The 16473-nt window shown below is 46.9% G+C and carries 16 protein-coding genes and 1 tRNA gene; 13 read left to right on the top strand and 4 right to left on the bottom strand.

Going from position 1 to position 16473, the window contains the following annotated elements:
* Positions 1-31: 31 nt before the first annotated feature.
* The 5 genes from CLV25_RS13845 to CLV25_RS13825 all read left to right on the top strand — a co-directional run bounded on the left by CLV25_RS13845 (position 32) and on the right by CLV25_RS13825 (position 2538).
* Positions 32-119 (top strand) — tRNA-Ser (locus CLV25_RS13845).
* Between the two features lie 60 nt (positions 120-179).
* Positions 180-974 (top strand): MotA/TolQ/ExbB proton channel family protein, encoded by a 795-nt coding sequence (locus CLV25_RS13840; RefSeq protein WP_131840260.1) that lies wholly within the window; start codon positions 180-182, stop codon positions 972-974.
* Between the two features lie 7 nt (positions 975-981).
* Positions 982-1440: a hypothetical protein gene (locus CLV25_RS13835; protein WP_131840259.1), complete on the top strand. Its 459-nt coding sequence runs from the start codon at positions 982-984 to the stop codon at positions 1438-1440.
* Positions 1441-1474: 34 nt separating this feature from the next.
* Entirely contained in the window at positions 1475-2053 is a 579-nt protein-coding gene (locus CLV25_RS13830) for an ExbD/TolR family protein (RefSeq protein ID WP_131840258.1), read from the top strand.
* Between the two features lie 2 nt (positions 2054-2055).
* Positions 2056-2538: an ExbD/TolR family protein gene (locus CLV25_RS13825; protein WP_131840257.1), complete on the top strand. Its 483-nt coding sequence runs from the start codon at positions 2056-2058 to the stop codon at positions 2536-2538.
* Between the two features lie 100 nt (positions 2539-2638).
* Here CLV25_RS13825 and aspS read toward each other — a convergent pair whose 3' ends face one another.
* Positions 2639-4387, bottom strand: a complete 1749-nt coding sequence (gene aspS / locus CLV25_RS13820) for an aspartate--tRNA ligase (protein ID WP_131840256.1) — start codon at positions 4385-4387, stop codon at positions 2639-2641.
* A gap of 104 nt (positions 4388-4491) precedes the next feature.
* On the opposite strand from aspS, the gene CLV25_RS13815 reads away from it, so the two are divergent.
* From CLV25_RS13815 to CLV25_RS13800, 4 genes are all read left to right on the top strand, one after another.
* Positions 4492-4950, top strand: a complete 459-nt coding sequence (locus CLV25_RS13815; protein WP_131840255.1) for a nucleoside deaminase — start codon at positions 4492-4494, stop codon at positions 4948-4950.
* An 86-nt stretch (positions 4951-5036) separates the two neighbouring features.
* Positions 5037-6014, top strand: a complete 978-nt coding sequence (locus tag CLV25_RS13810) for a tetratricopeptide repeat protein (RefSeq protein WP_131840254.1) — start codon at positions 5037-5039, stop codon at positions 6012-6014.
* Between the two features lie 87 nt (positions 6015-6101).
* The gene (locus CLV25_RS13805) at positions 6102-6935 is read left to right on the top strand and encodes a Cof-type HAD-IIB family hydrolase (RefSeq protein WP_131840253.1); all 834 of its coding nucleotides are present in this window, start codon (positions 6102-6104) and stop codon (positions 6933-6935) included.
* A gap of 130 nt (positions 6936-7065) precedes the next feature.
* Positions 7066-8886, top strand: a complete 1821-nt coding sequence (locus CLV25_RS13800) for a peptidase U32 family protein (RefSeq protein WP_131840252.1) — start codon at positions 7066-7068, stop codon at positions 8884-8886.
* Between the two features lie 87 nt (positions 8887-8973).
* Here CLV25_RS13800 and CLV25_RS13795 read toward each other — a convergent pair whose 3' ends face one another.
* On the bottom strand, positions 8974-9333 hold the full coding sequence (locus tag CLV25_RS13795) for a DUF6249 domain-containing protein (RefSeq protein WP_131840251.1): 360 nt from the start codon (positions 9331-9333) through the stop codon (positions 8974-8976).
* Between the two features lie 381 nt (positions 9334-9714).
* Between CLV25_RS13795 and CLV25_RS13790 the strand changes: the two genes are divergently transcribed.
* Complete coding sequence (locus CLV25_RS13790; protein WP_165877089.1) at positions 9715-10278, top strand: RNA polymerase sigma factor; 564 nt, start codon at positions 9715-9717, stop codon at positions 10276-10278.
* Positions 10279-10282: 4 nt separating this feature from the next.
* Positions 10283-10636, top strand: coding sequence for a hypothetical protein (locus CLV25_RS13785; RefSeq protein ID WP_131840249.1), 354 nt, complete (start codon positions 10283-10285; stop codon positions 10634-10636).
* 90 nt (positions 10637-10726) lie between these two features.
* Here the strand turns inward: CLV25_RS13785 and CLV25_RS13780 are convergent, their stop codons facing one another.
* Positions 10727-11494: a DUF6261 family protein gene (locus CLV25_RS13780; RefSeq protein ID WP_131840248.1), complete on the bottom strand. Its 768-nt coding sequence runs from the start codon at positions 11492-11494 to the stop codon at positions 10727-10729.
* Between the two features lie 469 nt (positions 11495-11963).
* Between CLV25_RS13780 and CLV25_RS13775 the strand changes: the two genes are divergently transcribed.
* Both CLV25_RS13775 and CLV25_RS16010 read left to right on the top strand, forming a co-directional pair.
* A complete protein-coding gene (locus CLV25_RS13775) occupies positions 11964-12380 on the top strand; it encodes a hypothetical protein (protein ID WP_131840247.1) in 417 nt (138 codons plus the stop codon).
* 138 nt (positions 12381-12518) lie between these two features.
* Positions 12519-12980 (top strand): hypothetical protein, encoded by a 462-nt coding sequence (locus tag CLV25_RS16010; protein WP_207895683.1) that lies wholly within the window; start codon positions 12519-12521, stop codon positions 12978-12980.
* Positions 12981-13158: 178 nt separating this feature from the next.
* On the opposite strand, the gene CLV25_RS13765 is transcribed toward CLV25_RS16010, so the two are convergent.
* Positions 13159-16458, bottom strand: coding sequence for a S41 family peptidase (locus tag CLV25_RS13765; protein WP_131840245.1), 3300 nt, complete (start codon positions 16456-16458; stop codon positions 13159-13161).
* Between the last annotated feature and the right edge of the window lie 15 nt (positions 16459-16473).

Genomic DNA, 16473 nt, shown 5'->3' with positions numbered 1-16473 from the left:
TTTTTACTAATTTGCGGTGCTAAAGCAGCGAGGAGAGATGGCCGAGTGGTCGAAGGCGCACGCCTGGAAAGTGTGTAACCGCCAAAAGTGGTTCAAGGGTTCGAATCCCTTTCTCTCCGCTCTCGAAAGAGAAAATTAACCACAATTGTTCTTTTATTTAAAACTAATCGACAACGACAATGAAAAAAATTTTTGCAATGTTCGCAGTGATTGGGATGCTTTCTTTCGCATCTACTGCATTTGCTCAAACTGACTCGGCTAAGACCGATACCGCAGCTACTACTCAAGTAGACACTGCTGCTGCTGGTGATCAAGCACCTGCCGCTGCTGAAGCTGAAACTGCTGTACACCAGCAAATCAAGACTAAGTTTATTGAAGGTGGTCCTCTTTACATGGCTCCAATCCTTCTTTGCTTGATTTTCGGTTTGGCTATTGCAATCGAAAGAATTATTTACTTAAACATGGCTACAACCAACACCAAGAAGCTTCTTCAAGGTATTGAAGATGCACTTAACCAAGGTGGTGTTGAGGCTGCTAAGGAGGTTTGCCGTAACACTCGTGGACCTGTTGCTTCTATCTTCTACCAAGGTCTAGATCGCTCTAGCGAAGGTGTTGAAGTTGTAGAAAAGTCTGTAGTATCTTATGGTGGCGTTCAAATGTCTCAAATGGAAAGCGGTCTTACTTGGATTTCTCTTTTCATCGCTATCGCTCCTATGTTAGGATTCTTGGGTACAGTAGTAGGTATGATCGTGGCATTCGATAACATCGAAAAAGCTGGTGATATCGACCCAACTCTTGTGGCTGGTGGTATCAAGATCGCTCTTATCACAACTGTAACTGGTCTTATCGTGGCTATGATTCTTCAAGTATTCTACAACTACCTAGTTTCTAAAATTGACTCTCTAGTTATGGATATGGAAGATGCTTCTATTTCTCTAATCGACATTCTTGTTAAGTACAACCTTAAAAAGTAATTAAACCATGACCATAACTAAATTTACAAAAGCATTCCTGTACATTGCTTACGTATTAGCAATTGTATTCACGGTAATGTTTTTTATGGGATTGGATGGGACAAGTGATAGAAGTGCACAAAACATTGCAGCTGCAGGTCCATACCTTTCGTTTGCATATGTGTTGGCATTCCTAGCGCTAGGACTTGTTCTTGTCTTCTCTGTTATTAATGTTATCATCGATCCTTCTAACCTTAAAATGGCCTTAGTAGGAATTGGAGGTTTGGTTGTTATTGCTGTCATTTCGTACATGCTTTCTTCTGACGCTCCTCTTAACTTTACTTCTAAGGAAGTAGCAGATATTTACAATAAGGATACAACTACCCTAAAGTGGACAGATACTGGTCTTTATCTAACCTACACACTTTTCGGTATTTCTATTATTGGAATGCTATTTACTGAGCTTAGAGACTTTTTTAAACGTTAGAACATTCGCCTTCGGGTGATAAAAAGATAAAAATATGGCAGGAAGAGCTACGCCTGAAGTTAACGCAGGTTCTATGGCTGACATCGCCTTCCTTTTGCTTATCTTCTTCTTGGTAACAACAACCATGAACTCGGATGCAGGTCTGCAAAGACGTCTTCCCCCATGGACTCAGGAGCAAAAAGCTACTGACCAAGAGGTAAATCAAAGGAACGTGTTAATGGTTCTAGTCAACGGTCGCGACTGGTTGATGGTGAACGGACAGCGTATGGATGTTATCCAACTTAGGGAGAAAGTTATGGAGTTCGTTGAAAATCCTCAGAACAACCTTTCTTTTTCGGAACGTACTGTTAAAAACATACCAGGAATTGGTAACGTTGAGGTTTCGAAGGGGGTAATATCGTTGCAGAATGACCGTGGTACCTCTTACAAAATGTACATGGAGGTACAAAACGAGATTGTTGCAGCCTACAATGTTCTCCGCGAAAAGGCTTCTCAAGAAAAATTTGGAAAGAAGTTTGATCTTCTTTCTGAAGATGAACAGGAAGCGATTAAGAAGATGTATCCTCAGCAAATATCTGAGGCTAACCCACGTAACGCTGCAGGAGTAAAATAACGATGGCAAAATTTTCAAGAAAAGGAAAGGGTGGTATGCCCGCCCTATCGACAGCGTCGTTACCTGATATCGTGTTTATGCTTCTTTTCTTCTTCATGGTTACCACTACTATGAGGGAGCAAAAACTTAACGTAAAAGTAAAGTTGCCAGCTGCAACTGAGGTTGCCAAATTGGAAAAGAAATCGCTTACGAGCTTTGTCTTTATTGGTACCCCAAATCGCGAGTTTCAGGCTATCTATGGTACTGATGCTCGTATTCAGCTAAACGATTCATTCAGAACACCTGAAGATATTCGTGACTTTATTTCATCGGAGCGTGAAAAACTTGATGAGGCTGATAAGGGCTTCATGACAGTTGCGCTTAAGATTGACGAAGAAGCAAGAATGGGTATGGTTACTGACGTAAAGCAGGAGCTTAGAAAGGCTAGTGCTTTAAAGATTATGTATATTGCACGTAAGGTTGAAAGTATTGCTTTAGCAGAATAAATCTTACAAAACCTATAAAGCAGGGGGTGTATTAATTTACACCCCCTGCTTGTTTTTTGTCAATAAAAAAGGGCTTCGTTAATCGAAGCCCTTTTGATATTTATTGGGTAATTTTTAGTGTTAACTCTTTGAGTTGATCTTCTGATATGGTCGATGGTGAATCTATCATCATATCGCGGCCAGAATTGTTTTTTGGGAAGGCGATGTAGTCGCGAATAGAGTCTGAACCTCCAAAAATTGCGCACCAGCGGTCGAATCCGAATGCAATACCACCGTGGGGTGGAGCCCCAAACTTAAAGGCGTTGGTAAGAAATCCGAACTGTTTTTCAGCCTCATCTTTCGTGAATCCTAGGACATCGAACATCTTTTCCTGAATCTTGGAGTCGTGAATACGGATTGATCCACCTCCGATTTCTACGCCGTTTACAACAAAATCGTAGGCATTGGCGCGAACTTGACCTGGATCGGTTGAGAATAGTTCCAAGTCTTCAATCTTAGGAGACGTGAATGGGTGATGCATTGCGTAGAAGCGCTGTGTTTCGTCGTCCCATTCCAAAAGAGGAAAATCTACTACCCAGAGAGGTGCAAAAGTTGAGTTATCTCTTAAGCCAAGCTGCGTTCCCATTTCGAGGCGAAGATCGTTTAGAGCGCTTAGAGTTCTCTTTTTGTCTCCAGCGAGGATTAGGAGAAGATCGTTTGGTTGGGCGTTCATCTTTTCGGCTAGAGCCTTAAGTTCAGCCTCGTTAAAGAACTTGTCGATAGACGATTTAAGGCTACCGTCGGCATTATACTTGATATAAACCAGCCCTTTGGCTCCAACTTGTGGGCGCTGAACGAACTTGGTAAGTTCGTCTAGCTGCTTGCGGGTATATTCTGCGGCTCCTTTGGCTACTATTCCACCAATGTACTCTGCTGAATCGAAAACTACGAAGTTCTTTCCTTTGGCATCGTTGGTGATTTCAACAAATCGCATATCGAAGCGGATGTCAGGCTTGTCGCTGCCGTAGTACTTCATGGCATCGGCGTAGCTCATGCGGGGGAATTCACCTTCAAATTCGATGTTTAAAACGGACTTGAAGAGCTGCTTGGCCATTCCTTCGAAGAGGTTAAGGATGTCGTTGCGCTCCACAAACGACATTTCGCAGTCAATTTGGGTAAACTCGGGTTGGCGGTCGGCTCTTAAGTCCTCATCGCGAAAGCAGCGCACGATTTGGAAGTAGCGGTCGTATCCGGCCACCATAAGTAACTGCTTAAAGGTTTGAGGAGACTGAGGAAGGGCATAAAATTCTCCTTGGTTCATTCGGGAAGGAACGACAAAGTCGCGAGCACCTTCGGGAGTAGACTTTATGAGATAGGGTGTTTCGATCTCCAGAAAGCCTTGTGCATCCAGGTAGTTTCTTACCTCTTGGGCCATGCGGTGGCGCAATGCAAGCGCTTTCTTTAGTGGATTACGGCGCAGGTCGAGGTAGCGGTACTTCATGCGTATTTCATCACCGCCGTCGGTATCATCTTCGATGGTAAATGGAGGAATTTCAGATTTGTTTAGAACAGAAATCTTGTTGACTATTACTTCTACATCACCGGTGGCTATTTTGCTATTCTTGCTGGCGCGTTCAACAACTTTCCCGATTGTGCTTATCACAAACTCTCGTCCTAGGTGACTGGTGGTTTCAACAACATCAGCGCTGGCGTTGTCGTCGACAACAAGTTGGGTAATTCCATACCTATCCCTAAGGTCAATAAAGGTCATTCCGCCCAACTTACGGACGCGCTGAACCCATCCTGCTAGGGTCACTTCAGTTCCAACATTTTCAAGGCGTAGTTCGCCGCATGTATGTGTTCTATACATAGTGCCTTAATTTCTAAATGTTGCGAAGGTACAATTTTTCGCTTAATTGCTGAATTATTATATACATTTGCGGCTATTCAAAAATGTATTTTAACGAGTTAAGTATGACCGACATCGAGAAAAAAGATGAGCATTTCATGCGAGAGGCACTAAAAGAGGCGCATTATGCGTTAAGTAGAGATGAGGTGCCGATTGGCGCGATTGTTGTATTAAATGAACGCATAGTTGCCAGAGCGCACAACCTTACCGAAGCCTTGAATGATGCTACGGCTCATGCGGAGATGCAGGCTCTTACGGCTGCTGCAAATACGATTGGAGGGAAGTACTTGGACAAATGTACGCTATACGTAACCGTTGAACCATGCCCAATGTGTGCTTCTGCCGCCTACTGGACGCATCTCGGACGACTCGTGTATGGCACCATCGACGAGAAGCGAGGCTACCAAAATATTGAAAGAGGGCTGTTACACCCTAGAACTGAAGTGAAAGGAGGAGTATTAAAGGATGAGTGTTCGGCCTTGATGGTGAATTTTTTTAAAAATAAACGTCAAAAATTGCGGTAGCTGTTGCATATTTACAGGATTAACATTTCTTTGCAGAACCATGTTGGCCAAGGTGAAAAGAGAACAATTAAAAACGAAATAGACCTATGAGAAGTAAGATTATGAGAGTTTTTGGAATTATGAGCATGATGGCTTTTTTCTTTGCCGTAAATGCATCTGCTCAAACAAAGGATGAGGCAGCTAAACTGTATAACGATGGTGTTGCAGCTTATAATGCAAAGAACTTTGCTGTTGCAATTACCAATTTTAATCAAGCGTTAGATGTTGCTGCAAAGGTTGGTGACGAGGCAAATGATGTAAAGGATGGCGTTGTAAAGCTGCTTCCTTCTTGCTACCTACAAAATGGTATGCTCCTTTACAAGGATAAGAAGGTGGTTGAGTCAATAAATGAATTCAACAATGCTATTGAGGTAGGGAAAAAGTACAACGATCAAGCAACAGTTACTAAAGCTGGCAATATTGTTCCTCAGCTTTACCGTGTTATGGGTAACCAAGAGTTGGGTGCTAAGAACTACGATAAGGCAAAGGAGTACTATAACATGGGCCTTCGTCTTAATCCTGAGGCAACCAATAGCCTACTTGGCTTAGGTTTGGTTTACAGTAAGCAAGGAAACGTTGACTCTGCACTTGTATATTTTGACAAGGTAATAGAGATAGGTAAGCGTACCAATAAGCCTGATGAAGTTGCTAACGCTACAGCTCAAGCTCGTGATCTATTCCTTGAGAAGGCTTCGAACGATGAAAAGGCAAAGAAGTACGAAGAAGCTATAAAGAGTTATGAAACGGCACTTAAGTATGCCCCTCAGAGTGAAGTGGTTTACTATAAGTTAGCATTCTGTAACTATACCCTATCTAAGTGGGACGATGCTGAAAAAGCAGCGAACAAATCGTTAGAGTATACGTTGAACCCAGCTGAAAAGGCAAAGGTTTACTTCCTACTTGCCGGTGTTGCTGAGGCAAAAAAAGACATTCCCAATGCTTGTGCTAACTACAAGAAAGCAGCTACTAACCCTAAGTATAAGGCACAGGCTTCTGCTCGCATTAAGGCTTTGAAATGTCAATAATTATTAATTGGCATTAAGACTGAGGGCTCCGAATTTCGGAGCCCTTTTTTTTGTCGTACTTTTGCACGCGTTCCTTCTAAAATCAAAATGGCAGAAACTTTACAGCCAATCAAGGCTATTCTTTCGGATATTGACGGTACGTTACTCAACAAAAATCGTGTTCTTTCTCCGCTTACGGTTGAAGCAATCAAAAAGGTTCGAAACCTCTACAACATCCCATTTATTCTGATATCGGCACGAATGCCTAAGGCCATTACTCATCTGGCCACACAACTAGAAATTACCGATCCTATTATCGCCTACAACGGCGGTCTTATCTTCCACAATAGTGAAAAGAAAGAAGTTGTTCAGAACTTGACAATTTCTACAGATGTGGCCTACGACGTATACTCTTTTTTAAAGGATACCGACGTTCACATAAGCCTGTTTAGGGAAGATGAGTGGTTTGTGGAAACCGAGGATTATTGGGCAAAGCGGGAGATTAATAATACACGAGTTACTCCTGAGTTTGCTCCTGTTGAAAAGACTCTAGAGAAGTGGGCTCGCCATGGCTTTGGCGTGCATAAGATTATGTGCATGGGCGATGCACACGTGGTTGGCGAGCTGGAGCATTTCATGCGCCGAGAGCATGTGGGCAATGCCAACGCCTATCGCTCGAAGGATACCTACCTAGAGATTACCCCAATGGGAACCAATAAGGCTCTAGCAATGCATAAGGTGCTTGATGCACTTGGTGTTGATGCGGCTAATGCAGCTGCCTTTGGCGATAACTACAACGATGTGGAGATGCTCCGCGAGGTTGGTTACGGGGTGGCAATGGGCAATTCTCCCGAAAAGGTAAAGAAGGCTGCTAACGTAGTTGCCCTTCACCATAAGGAGGATGGGCTGGCTCACGAGCTGATTCGTCTGTTTAATCTTTAGAATTTAGACGATAGATTTTAGATATTAGAAAGGGTTGAGGTTAATCTCAGCCCTTTCTTTTATTAGTCAGCTTATCCGCGAGTCCCCTACTCGCTATTCCCTATCCACTTAATTGCTACCTTTGTTGCTGATGAAACCAAGAACCTTAGAACTACTATCGCCTGCAAAGAACCTTGAGCAGGGTATTGCTGCCATTGGCTATGGGGCCGATGCGGTGTACGTTGGTGCGCCCCGTTTTGGTGCACGCGAAGCTGCCTCTAACTCCTTTGAGGATGTGGAGCAGCTTATCCGCTATGCGCATCGTTACCGGGCGAAGGTTTTTGTGGTGGTGAATACCATTGTGTATGAGCACGAGCTGGAGGAGGCCGAACGGGTTGCCCGTTGGGCCTACAATGCGGGTGCCGATGCGCTCATCGTGCAGGATATGGCCTTCTTGGAAATGGATCTACCGCCAATTGCGCTGCATGCATCAACGCAAACCCACAATATTTCTCCCGAAAAGGTAAAGTTCCTTCAGGATGTTGGCTTCGAAAGGGTGATTCTTGCCCGAGAACTGTCGCTGCAGCAGATTGCCGATATAAGAAAGCATACTAACGTGGAGCTGGAGGCATTTGTACACGGTGCGCTTTGCGTGAGCTACAGCGGTCAGTGCTACATGAGCGAGGCTATTACCGGACGTAGCGCTAACCGTGGTGCGTGCGCACAGCCCTGCCGATCGGCCTACGACTTGGTGGATGGCACGGGTAACATCATCCTAAAAAATAAGCATCTGCTTTCGCTTAAGGATTTCAACCTCTCGCGCAGCATTCGGCAGCTGGCCGATGCAGGCATATGCTCGTTTAAGATAGAGGGTAGGCTCAAGAATGTCGACTACGTGAAAAATATCACCGCGCTATATAGAAAGGAACTTGATGCTATTCTGGAGGAGCGCTCCGAGTACCGTAGGGCATCATCGGGAAAGGTATTCCTCGGCTTTACGCCCGATGCGCAGAAAAGCTTTAACCGTGGCTTTACCGCCTACTTTACGCAAAAGAGGGAGGATAGCCTCACGGGATTTAACACCGCCAAGGCTACTGGTGCTTTGGTTGGTACGGTGACCAATGTACGGAAGTTATGCTTTGAGATTGATGCCAAAATGCCGCTATCTAATGGTGATGGCATTTGCTTTATATCTAAAGGTGGTGGACTGGTGGGAACCAACATCAACAAGGTGGATGGACGAAGCGTGTTCCCTAACCGGATGGATGGCATTACGAAGGGTGTTCAGATATTTAGGAATTACGACCATCGGTTTGCCAAGATGCTCGAAGGCTGCTCTACTGAACGGTTGGTAGATATCAGCATAAACTTTACCTATACGGCTGGACGGTTGACCATGATGGCGCTGGATGCCGATGGCTTTACCTCCAAGCTGGTAGTGGACGAGCTCTTTGAAATAGCCCAGAAGCCCGAGCGCGCGCTTCAAAACATCGATCAGCAGCTACGCAAGTCGGGTGGAGGAATGTTTGAGGTGGTGCGCGTAGGTGTCGATTGCCAAGAGGTGCCGTTTATCCCCATATCAACGCTAAACGGCTACCGTAGAATGCTGCTAGAATCGCTGGAGGCTAAACGTGAGGCAAGCCTGCCTGAGGCTGCGTCATCCATCACTCCTAATAGTATTCCATATCCAGAACAGACACTCGATTACTCTGGGAATGTTGTAAACTCGCTCTCTCGAAAGTTCTACGAGCGGCACGGAGTACTGCAGATAGACGAAGGCTTCGAGCTTTCTCATGTGGCAGGTGCTCATCTAATGACAACCAAGTACTGCCTGCGCTACGAGTTGGGTGCTTGCCTTAAAACGGCAGGTGCTACCAAGCTAAAGGAGCCGCTATTTCTCGAAAACAACGGGCAGCGCTTTAGGCTGCAGTTCGACTGCGCCCGTTGCCAGATGGTCGTAATTCGCGATTAGGTAAGCACAAAGGTTGTAAAGGATAACACGAAGGCCACAAAGTTCGAATGATACTTTGTGGCCTTCGTGTTTTAAATTGATGGATGCTTACTTTTTCATCCTTTGAGAGATGAAGAAGTAGGCCAAGAAACCCAGCGAGGCAAAGATAAGCACGATGCCTGGTAGTAGCCATGTTAGTAGGTAGTAGTGCTCCTCGTAGGTCATAATTAGAGGATAGAACGAGGCTGAAACAACAGAGCCTATTCCAAGAGCAAGAAGTACCAATCCCCACTTAAGTGTTGGTAGGCTGTTTTGCTCGGCAGATGGCGTTTCCTTTACAATTAGCTTCTCCGATTGGTCGATCATGTTGTTCTTGATGAGCATTCTCTTTATGGAATGGTCCGACCATGCCTTAAAGATCAGGTAGAATCCGTAGAATACGATTCCAGTGACTAGTATTGCTTCCATTGCGTTTGTGTTTTTGATTTGCCCATGTGACACCGCTACTGAAAGAAAGGTTGCAGGGTGGATGCATTTTTTTTGATATATAGTAAATTTTTACAATAGCGCCTTAAACGTTTTGCATAAGATAGAATCAGCGCGATTCCCCTCCTTTCTAAGGAGGGGTCGGCGTAGCCGGGGGGGGGTGTAGTTGAAAAATGAGATAATCCCTTGCTATTTTGACATAAACCACCCCACCCTTCGGGCACCCCTCCTTAAAAAGGAGGGGAGTAAGCCCTGTTTGTCCTCTTCCTATAGCATCATTCTTTTAGCATGGGAATCATTTTTTCGAAGAAAAAGCGATTGAAGCTGCAACCTTTACTACTATCTTGGCGTCATATACGCACAATGAACGATGCAGAACTCATAAAGCAAATCCTTAACGGCAACATGTCGGCCTTTAGCTACCTGGTGAGCATTCACCAGAAGCTGGTGCTGCACATAGTACGCCGAATGGTGCTGAGCGACGATGAGGCTGCCGACATCTGCCAGGATGTGTTCGTTAAGGTGTACCAGAAGCTGGGCGAGTTTCGCGGGCAGTCGAAGCTATCCACGTGGATTGCCTCGGTGGCCTACCATCATGCCATAAACCACCTGCGCAAGCGCAAGCGGCTCCAGGAGGTGTCGATGGATGACTCTCCAGCACTTGAAAGGGAAGTGGGGGCAACGGTTGATGACGATTGCTCCTTTACCCTCGACGAGGATGCCCGGCAGCTGCTGCTGCGTAAGGTGGAGGAGCTGCCGCAGCACTACCGGGTGGTGCTGACGCTGTTCTACCTCGAGGAGTTCTCGTATAGGGAAATTGAAGAGGTAACGGGTATGCCCGAGGGTACGGTTAAGAGCTACCTGGCGCGGGCAAGGAACATGTTAAGGGAAAAGCTTACATTTGCAAAAGAAGAAATCTGGGGGTAACGATATGAGCAAGCAACATAACTTCGACGAATTTTTCGAGAGCGCCATGCGCCAAGATCCGGGGTACGGGCTTCCTAAGAGTTTCCTGCAGGGGGTCAACGACCGTATTGCCCGCAAGCTGGCCTTCCGAATTCAGCTTAAGATGCTTGGGCGAACCGCTATTGTGCTAGCCCTGCTTACCGTAGCGGTTTTTGTGGGCAACTACGTTGTCAACGCCTTCTTCCCCAAGTACGCCGAGTTTACCATCAGCGGCTACGTAGTAGCAGGCGTATCGTTTCTAATCCTCTTCCTGCTCTTTATGGATCGGGTAGTGCTGGGCTACCTCGAGAACCGGCAGCAGGAGCATTCGGGGATGTAATTTCATCCTAACAGAGACAAAGAGAATACACATAGAGAAAGGGCCGTGCATTGCTGTACGGCCCTTTCTACAATATGTTCTTTTGTGATGTTACGATGCGGATTCCGAATCGTTTTTAGCGGCAGCTTTCTTTCTGGCGTTTTCAGCCTTGGTGGTGCGGGCAAAGAGTTGGGCGCGCTTGGCGTCAATAATCTCGTTTATCTGGCTGATGATTGCCGCATACTCGGGCTTCGCCGAAACTACGGCAAACGCATCCACCTTCTTTAATAGGGCGTAACAGGCTTCTCGAGCATCCTTACCTGCGGTGATAGGGGAGATAACACCCGCCTTTTCGGAGGTGGCTACCACTCTTACCTTTTGGATGTTCAGGAATTTTGCCTCTGCTACCATCACGTCGCTCCAGAATACCTCGGCATTTAGGGCTTTAAGCGAGCTGATCGCATCAGCATCGGTGGTAAAGATGGTGTTGAGCTTGCTGATAACCGACGACTCTGCCTCGTACGACATATCCTCGACATCCCACCCCTGCTGCTCGATGATGCTAATTAGGCGTCGAGCTGGAACGTGTAGCTCGGGCTTGGGGTTGCGCGAAAGCGACTTCAGGTAGCCCTTAAAGCTTCCTAAAAAGCCGTCTACTTCGCCATCGGCGGCCACCATCTCGGCGGTTTTCTCCTTTTCGCTGAGCGTCGATGTCGAGACCTCGAACTGCTTGGTGGTGCTCTCCAACCTTGCCAGCTCGGCCTCCAGCTCCAGCGTACTTACGTTAAATGATTTTAAAACTGAAATGATCTGCTTCAATACGCCTATTTGCTCGTCAACGCGTAAGTTTTTCAAATAGGACCCTTTAATTTTATTCATATGAAATGGTTTTAATGGTTTGTGTGTTAAATATCCAAAATTATTTCTGTAATATAAAATAATAAGAGAAAAAATTCATGCAATGCCATTTATACTCGATTGATGGGGATATTCCCCTAGTCGGGAAATCGCCAAAGTAAACGGGTTGGGTATTTCCCTGGTCGGGAAATCGTCAAAGTAATCGGGTTGGGCGTTCCCCTGGTCGGGAAATCGTCAAAGTAATCAGGTTGAGCGTTCCCCCAGTCGGGAAATTGTCAAAGTAAACGGGTTGGTCATTTCCCTGACGGGGAAATCGTCAAACCGAAAAAAGTTTACGGTACGCATAAGGGGTACTCTGCTACTCCGTTGAGCGTAGGGGGGCTTATCCTCTTTGAAAACTTACCAATAATAGATACCTTCCGCCTGCGAATACGGCCAGTGGCCGCGCCAAGCCTGGCGTAGCGAGAATACCGATTAAAATTGAATAGAAATGACAAAAGCAGATGCAAAAAGGCTACTAGAAATATACGGGAGAATTAAGTATTACAGGATGGGCCCCTACCTAGGGCTGAGAACCTATATTAAATACCGAAAGTTTAAAAAGGAGACAAAGCTCCGGAGAGAGAAATACGACGATGAGTTATTTTTACAGCGTTGCTGGCTTTTACTTTTTCCAATTTTCCCTGAATTAATGCTGCTAACGACCTTGTATGCAACCTATCTACTTGCCATTTTGTGGTGCTCTCTGAATGATGACAGAGATGTAGGGATTTACCATGTTGTTTTATGGTTCCCATTTATGTTTTGGGGGATTAAGCTGAAGTTTCTCGACCGCGAAAGATCCTATTTTGATATTTACGAGATCAAAGAAAAACTTGAGAAAATAGTAAAAGCACCTAAAATTTAGATGATGAGTTTTTCTCGGTCGGCTGAAGCTGTGCCTCTGCTGAATCTAGCAGGCTCTAGCCTGCAATGATAGAATTGGCGAAGGCTGGAGCTTTCGCATAACAGAACTAATAAAAAAATATTCAAATAGAAAGAATTTATGGACAAATTGAGAACATACGATTGGGCTTTATTCAAAGGCAAGATGTATCCATTGAGTACCGAACGAGATGTTTTGGTTAGTGATAATTCTGACGATTTAAAAATCGGATTTGAACTACAAATAGATTATACATTTGGCAACTATTATACAAGGCCAATAAAACCGTTAGAGGTCGACTCCGCCTATCATGTAGAGAATTGGGGTACAGTAGATGGGTTTAAGCTTCGGATCATGAACTACCTTGATGGGGTGTACTATCTAATGGTTGATGAGAAAAATGAAGCGATGGTAAAGCACTTTGGAGTTAAACCTACGGGCTACGACTATTTATCTACATCTGTTGGAAAAAAGGATGAAGAGATTTTGGATATATGGGAGGTGAGAACTCCTATTAAAGGGTTTCCGTTTAGAGAGCCGTCGGAGGTGTATCTTAAGTTTGATGGAGTATGGTTGATCTAACCCAGTTAAGCAGAGGCTCCCATCACTGCACGTTCGGCGTTCGGCTTTGTTCAATTGATTGGTTGGAGGTGGTTAAACATTAGCGTTCTTATACAGCCCACTTCCCTTATAGCATCGACACGAAACAAGAAGGGCCGGTATTGCTACCAGCCCTTAGTCAATTTAATACACCTACTGCCTACCAAGTCTTCGACTTGTTGGCATCGATATCCTTAAGTAGCTCCTTTACGGCCTCCTCAATTTGTTGGTCGCGACCCTGATCTAGTATGGTAGACTGGTTTGCTACCTTAAAGTCGGGCTCGAGCTGGGTGTTCTCTAGGAAGTTGCCCTCCTTGGTGCGGTATCCGATGATTGGAATTCCATAGGTGATGCTGTTGTCCTGCATGTTCTCCCACCAAACGCTGGTCATGGTTCCAGGAACTGGCATACCTACGAGCTTACCAATGCCCATATGCTTGTACACCCAAGGGGTTCCGTGCGCGTTGGAGTAGTTGGCCTCGCCCATTAGCATGATGGATGCCTTAGTCCAACGCTTGGTTGGCTGAAGGCCCACGTACTGTCCGCGGGGAACCTGCTCGAGGTACTTGGTGCCGCTGAACAGCGCCTCGATATCCTCGTGCATGCGTCCACCGCCGTTAAAGCGGGTGTCGATGATGATACCTTCCTTTTGGTTGTATCTACCGAAAACGTCAGAGAAGGTGGTGCGGAAGCTCTCGTCGGCCATCGAGCGGATGTGCACGTAGCCTAAGCGACCTCCCGATAGCTTTTCTACCTCGGCACGACGATTGTCTATCCAGCGGTTGTACATCAGCTCGCTTTCGGCACCGGCGCTGATTGGCTTGATAACCTCGTCCCAGGTGCTGCCCTTATCATCCTTAAAGGTAAGCATGGTGCGCTTGCCCGCCTTCTTGTTAAGCAGCGGATAGTAGTCTTCGCCAGCCTTAACGGGGCTACCGTCGATGGCAACCAGCATCGATCCGGCCTTTACCTTCGACGATTCGCGGTCGAATGGACCATCCTTAATAACCTCTACCACCTTGGCGCCTTCGCCGGTGTAGGTCATGTCCATTAGAAGACCCAGACGGGCGGTAGCATCGGCGTTCTCTTTCGTTGCTCGGTAGCTGCTGCCGGTGTGCGATGCGTTAAGCTCGCCAAGGAGCTCGCTGAGCAGCTGGGCAAAGTCGAAGTTGTTGTCGATGTAGGGAAGGAAGCGCTCGTAGTTCGATTTGTAGTACTCCCAGTCGCACCCTTGAAGGTCGGTACGGTAGAACTTGCTCTTCACGGTTTTGTACACGTGGTCGAACATGTAGGCGCGCTCGGCGGCATGGTCAACCTCTACATCGGCCGCAAAGGTAACGGGCTTTCTGTTGCCGTTGGCTACCTCTATTTTGGTGATACCGCTCGATGCGATCACGAAGAGGTTCTTAGCCTCCTTGTCGAGCATCAGCGAGCCGCCACGGCCGTTGAGCTTTACAACTAGTTTGGTCTCGTTCTTGCGGAGCTCGTTAACCCATAGGTCGTATCCGCCTTCGAATGCGGCAAGGTAGTAGAGCTTTTCGCCATCGGGGGTAATCACGTAGTCGGCCAAGTTTGACGAGTTGATGGTAAGGCGCTCAACGCGATCCTCGATGCCGTTCAGCTCGATCTTGAGGTCCTTTACCTCGGGCTTGCTCTCCTTCTTAGCGGTGTCGGCTTTTGCCGCATCGCCCTTTTTGGCGGGCTTCTTTTTATCGTCCTTCTTAGCTTCGGCGGCCTTCTTCTCGGCCTCCTTCTTCATCTTTTCCTGCTCCTTAATCAGGTCGAGATCCTCCTGAGAGAGCTTCGACTTGTCGTAGGCAGCCTTATTGGTGAAGATACCGAAAACGTCGCGCTGCGAGCCCCACGAGCCGTGTGCTCTCATACCGTAACGATCGGATGAGAATAGGATGATATCGCCACCCATCATCCACTTCGGATCGTCCTGCATGTAGCCCGATTGGGTGATGTTCTTAATCTCGCCGCCTTTGCTGCTCACGATGCCGATGTCGTTGTAGCCCTGGCGCAGCTTATCGATGTAGGCAAGGGTAAGCCACTTTCCGTCGGGCGACCAGCCGAAGCTGATATCGCCATCGGAGTAGGAGAAGTTCTTGCTACCATCGGTAATCTGGCGAACGGCTTTTGTCTTAACATCGATGATGTTGATCTTGGTTCTATCGGATAGATAGGCCACTTCGCCGCCTTTTGGAGAGAAGAGGGGCTGGAAGGTTTCTTCGGGGCTATCTAAAAGCGTTTCCTCCTTAACCGATGATGCCGCAAAGAAGAATGGCTCTTCAGCCTTTGTAATCGTTGAAGTGTACAGGTTCCAGCTTCCGTTGCGGAATCCGGCGTATACCAGCGTGCGGCCATCGGGGCTAAACGATGGGCTGCGCTCCTGTCCGGGAGTGTTGGTGATGCGGCGGGTTGTGCCGTAGTCTACGGCTGTAACGTAGATGTCGCCGCGTACCACAATGGCCAGCTCCTTTCCGTTGGGCGATAGAACGCCTTCCGAAAGACCGTTGCGGGCCGTTTCCTTTTCTACTTGGTTGTCGCTGTCGTTAACGATGGTCACCTTTACCTTTTCGGGCTTGCCACTTTGGGCTAAGGTGTAGAGTTCGCCGTTTTGGCTAAAGGCAAGGATGTTGTTGTTGGAGATAGAAAGGAAGCGCACAGGATCTTTGGTAAACGAGGTAACCTGCGCGATGCTTTTAGGGTTGGCAACGTCCATCTTCCAAACGTTGAACGAGCCCGAGTTCTCCGATAGGTAGTAGACCGTCTTCTCGTCGGCAGTAAGTACCGGATCACGATCCTCTGCACCCTCTACGGTTAGCTGGGTGAAGGTGTTGGTAGCGATGTTCCACTTCCAGATATCGCGGGCAACCGACGAGGTGTGGTGCTTGCGCCAGGCGTTCTCCTGTCCCTTAATATCGTTGTAGAATACCGTCTTCCCATCCTTGGTGTAGACGTGGTTTTCACCGGCAGCGCTGGTTAGCAGGGTCGATCTTCCACCATTAACCGAAACAGCATAGGTCTCGGTAAGATAAGAGGCGGGGTACTGCTGGTTGCTGGCAGGCTTTTGGATGGATGCGGTAAAGATAACCTGCTTGCCATCAGGGGTAAACGTTTGCACGTTCTCGTTGGCCGAGTTGGTCGTCAAACGAGTTGGCGTTCCTCCTTCGGCAGGTACAACATACACATCGAAGTTGCCGTTACGGTCGGAGCTAAAGGCGATGGTCTTGCCATCGGGGCTCCACACGGGTAGGTAGTCGTACGATGGGTTGGTGGTTACGGCTTGTGCCTTTCCTCCTGCTGCAGGAACGGTGTAGATATCGCCCTTATAGGTAAAGGCAATGGTCTTACCATCTGGAGAGATGGAGGGGTAGCGTAACCACAGCGGGGAATCCTGTGCTTGTGCCGCGCTGAATCCTAGGAATGCTGCAATTGCAATTAAAAACTTTTTCATCTTTTATTTTGTGGT

Source organism: Acetobacteroides hydrogenigenes (genome assembly GCF_004340205.1).
Classification (GTDB): domain Bacteria; phylum Bacteroidota; class Bacteroidia; order Bacteroidales; family ZOR0009; genus Acetobacteroides; species Acetobacteroides hydrogenigenes.
The sequence above is the reverse complement of the archived record's forward strand: the minus strand, read 5'-3'. Positions and strand labels throughout refer to the sequence as shown.

Excerpts from the sequence above, each read along its gene's own strand:
- CLV25_RS13840 (WP_131840260.1), top strand. The coding sequence starts at position 180 with ATGAAAAAAATTTTTGCAATGTTCGCAGTGATTGGGATGCTTTCTTTC.
- CLV25_RS13810 (WP_131840254.1), top strand. The coding sequence starts at position 5,037 with ATGAGAAGTAAGATTATGAGAGTTTTTGGAATTATGAGCATGATGGCT.
- CLV25_RS13800 (WP_131840252.1), top strand. The coding sequence starts at position 7,066 with ATGAAACCAAGAACCTTAGAACTACTATCGCCTGCAAAGAACCTTGAG.
- CLV25_RS13825 (WP_131840257.1), top strand. The coding sequence starts at position 2,056 with ATGGCAAAATTTTCAAGAAAAGGAAAGGGTGGTATGCCCGCCCTATCG.
- CLV25_RS13815 (WP_131840255.1), top strand. The coding sequence starts at position 4,492 with ATGACCGACATCGAGAAAAAAGATGAGCATTTCATGCGAGAGGCACTA.
- CLV25_RS13805 (WP_131840253.1), top strand. The coding sequence starts at position 6,102 with ATGGCAGAAACTTTACAGCCAATCAAGGCTATTCTTTCGGATATTGAC.
- CLV25_RS13830 (WP_131840258.1), top strand. The coding sequence starts at position 1,475 with ATGGCAGGAAGAGCTACGCCTGAAGTTAACGCAGGTTCTATGGCTGAC.
- CLV25_RS16010 (WP_207895683.1), top strand. The coding sequence starts at position 12,519 with ATGGACAAATTGAGAACATACGATTGGGCTTTATTCAAAGGCAAGATG.
- CLV25_RS13785 (WP_131840249.1), top strand. The coding sequence starts at position 10,283 with ATGAGCAAGCAACATAACTTCGACGAATTTTTCGAGAGCGCCATGCGC.
- CLV25_RS13795 (WP_131840251.1), bottom strand. The coding sequence starts at position 9,333 with ATGGAAGCAATACTAGTCACTGGAATCGTATTCTACGGATTCTACCTG.
- CLV25_RS13790 (WP_165877089.1), top strand. The coding sequence starts at position 9,715 with ATGAACGATGCAGAACTCATAAAGCAAATCCTTAACGGCAACATGTCG.
- aspS (WP_131840256.1), bottom strand. The coding sequence starts at position 4,387 with ATGTATAGAACACATACATGCGGCGAACTACGCCTTGAAAATGTTGGA.
- CLV25_RS13765 (WP_131840245.1), bottom strand. The coding sequence starts at position 16,458 with ATGAAAAAGTTTTTAATTGCAATTGCAGCATTCCTAGGATTCAGCGCG.
- CLV25_RS13780 (WP_131840248.1), bottom strand. The coding sequence starts at position 11,494 with ATGAATAAAATTAAAGGGTCCTATTTGAAAAACTTACGCGTTGACGAG.
- CLV25_RS13775 (WP_131840247.1), top strand. The coding sequence starts at position 11,964 with ATGACAAAAGCAGATGCAAAAAGGCTACTAGAAATATACGGGAGAATT.
- CLV25_RS13835 (WP_131840259.1), top strand. The coding sequence starts at position 982 with ATGACCATAACTAAATTTACAAAAGCATTCCTGTACATTGCTTACGTA.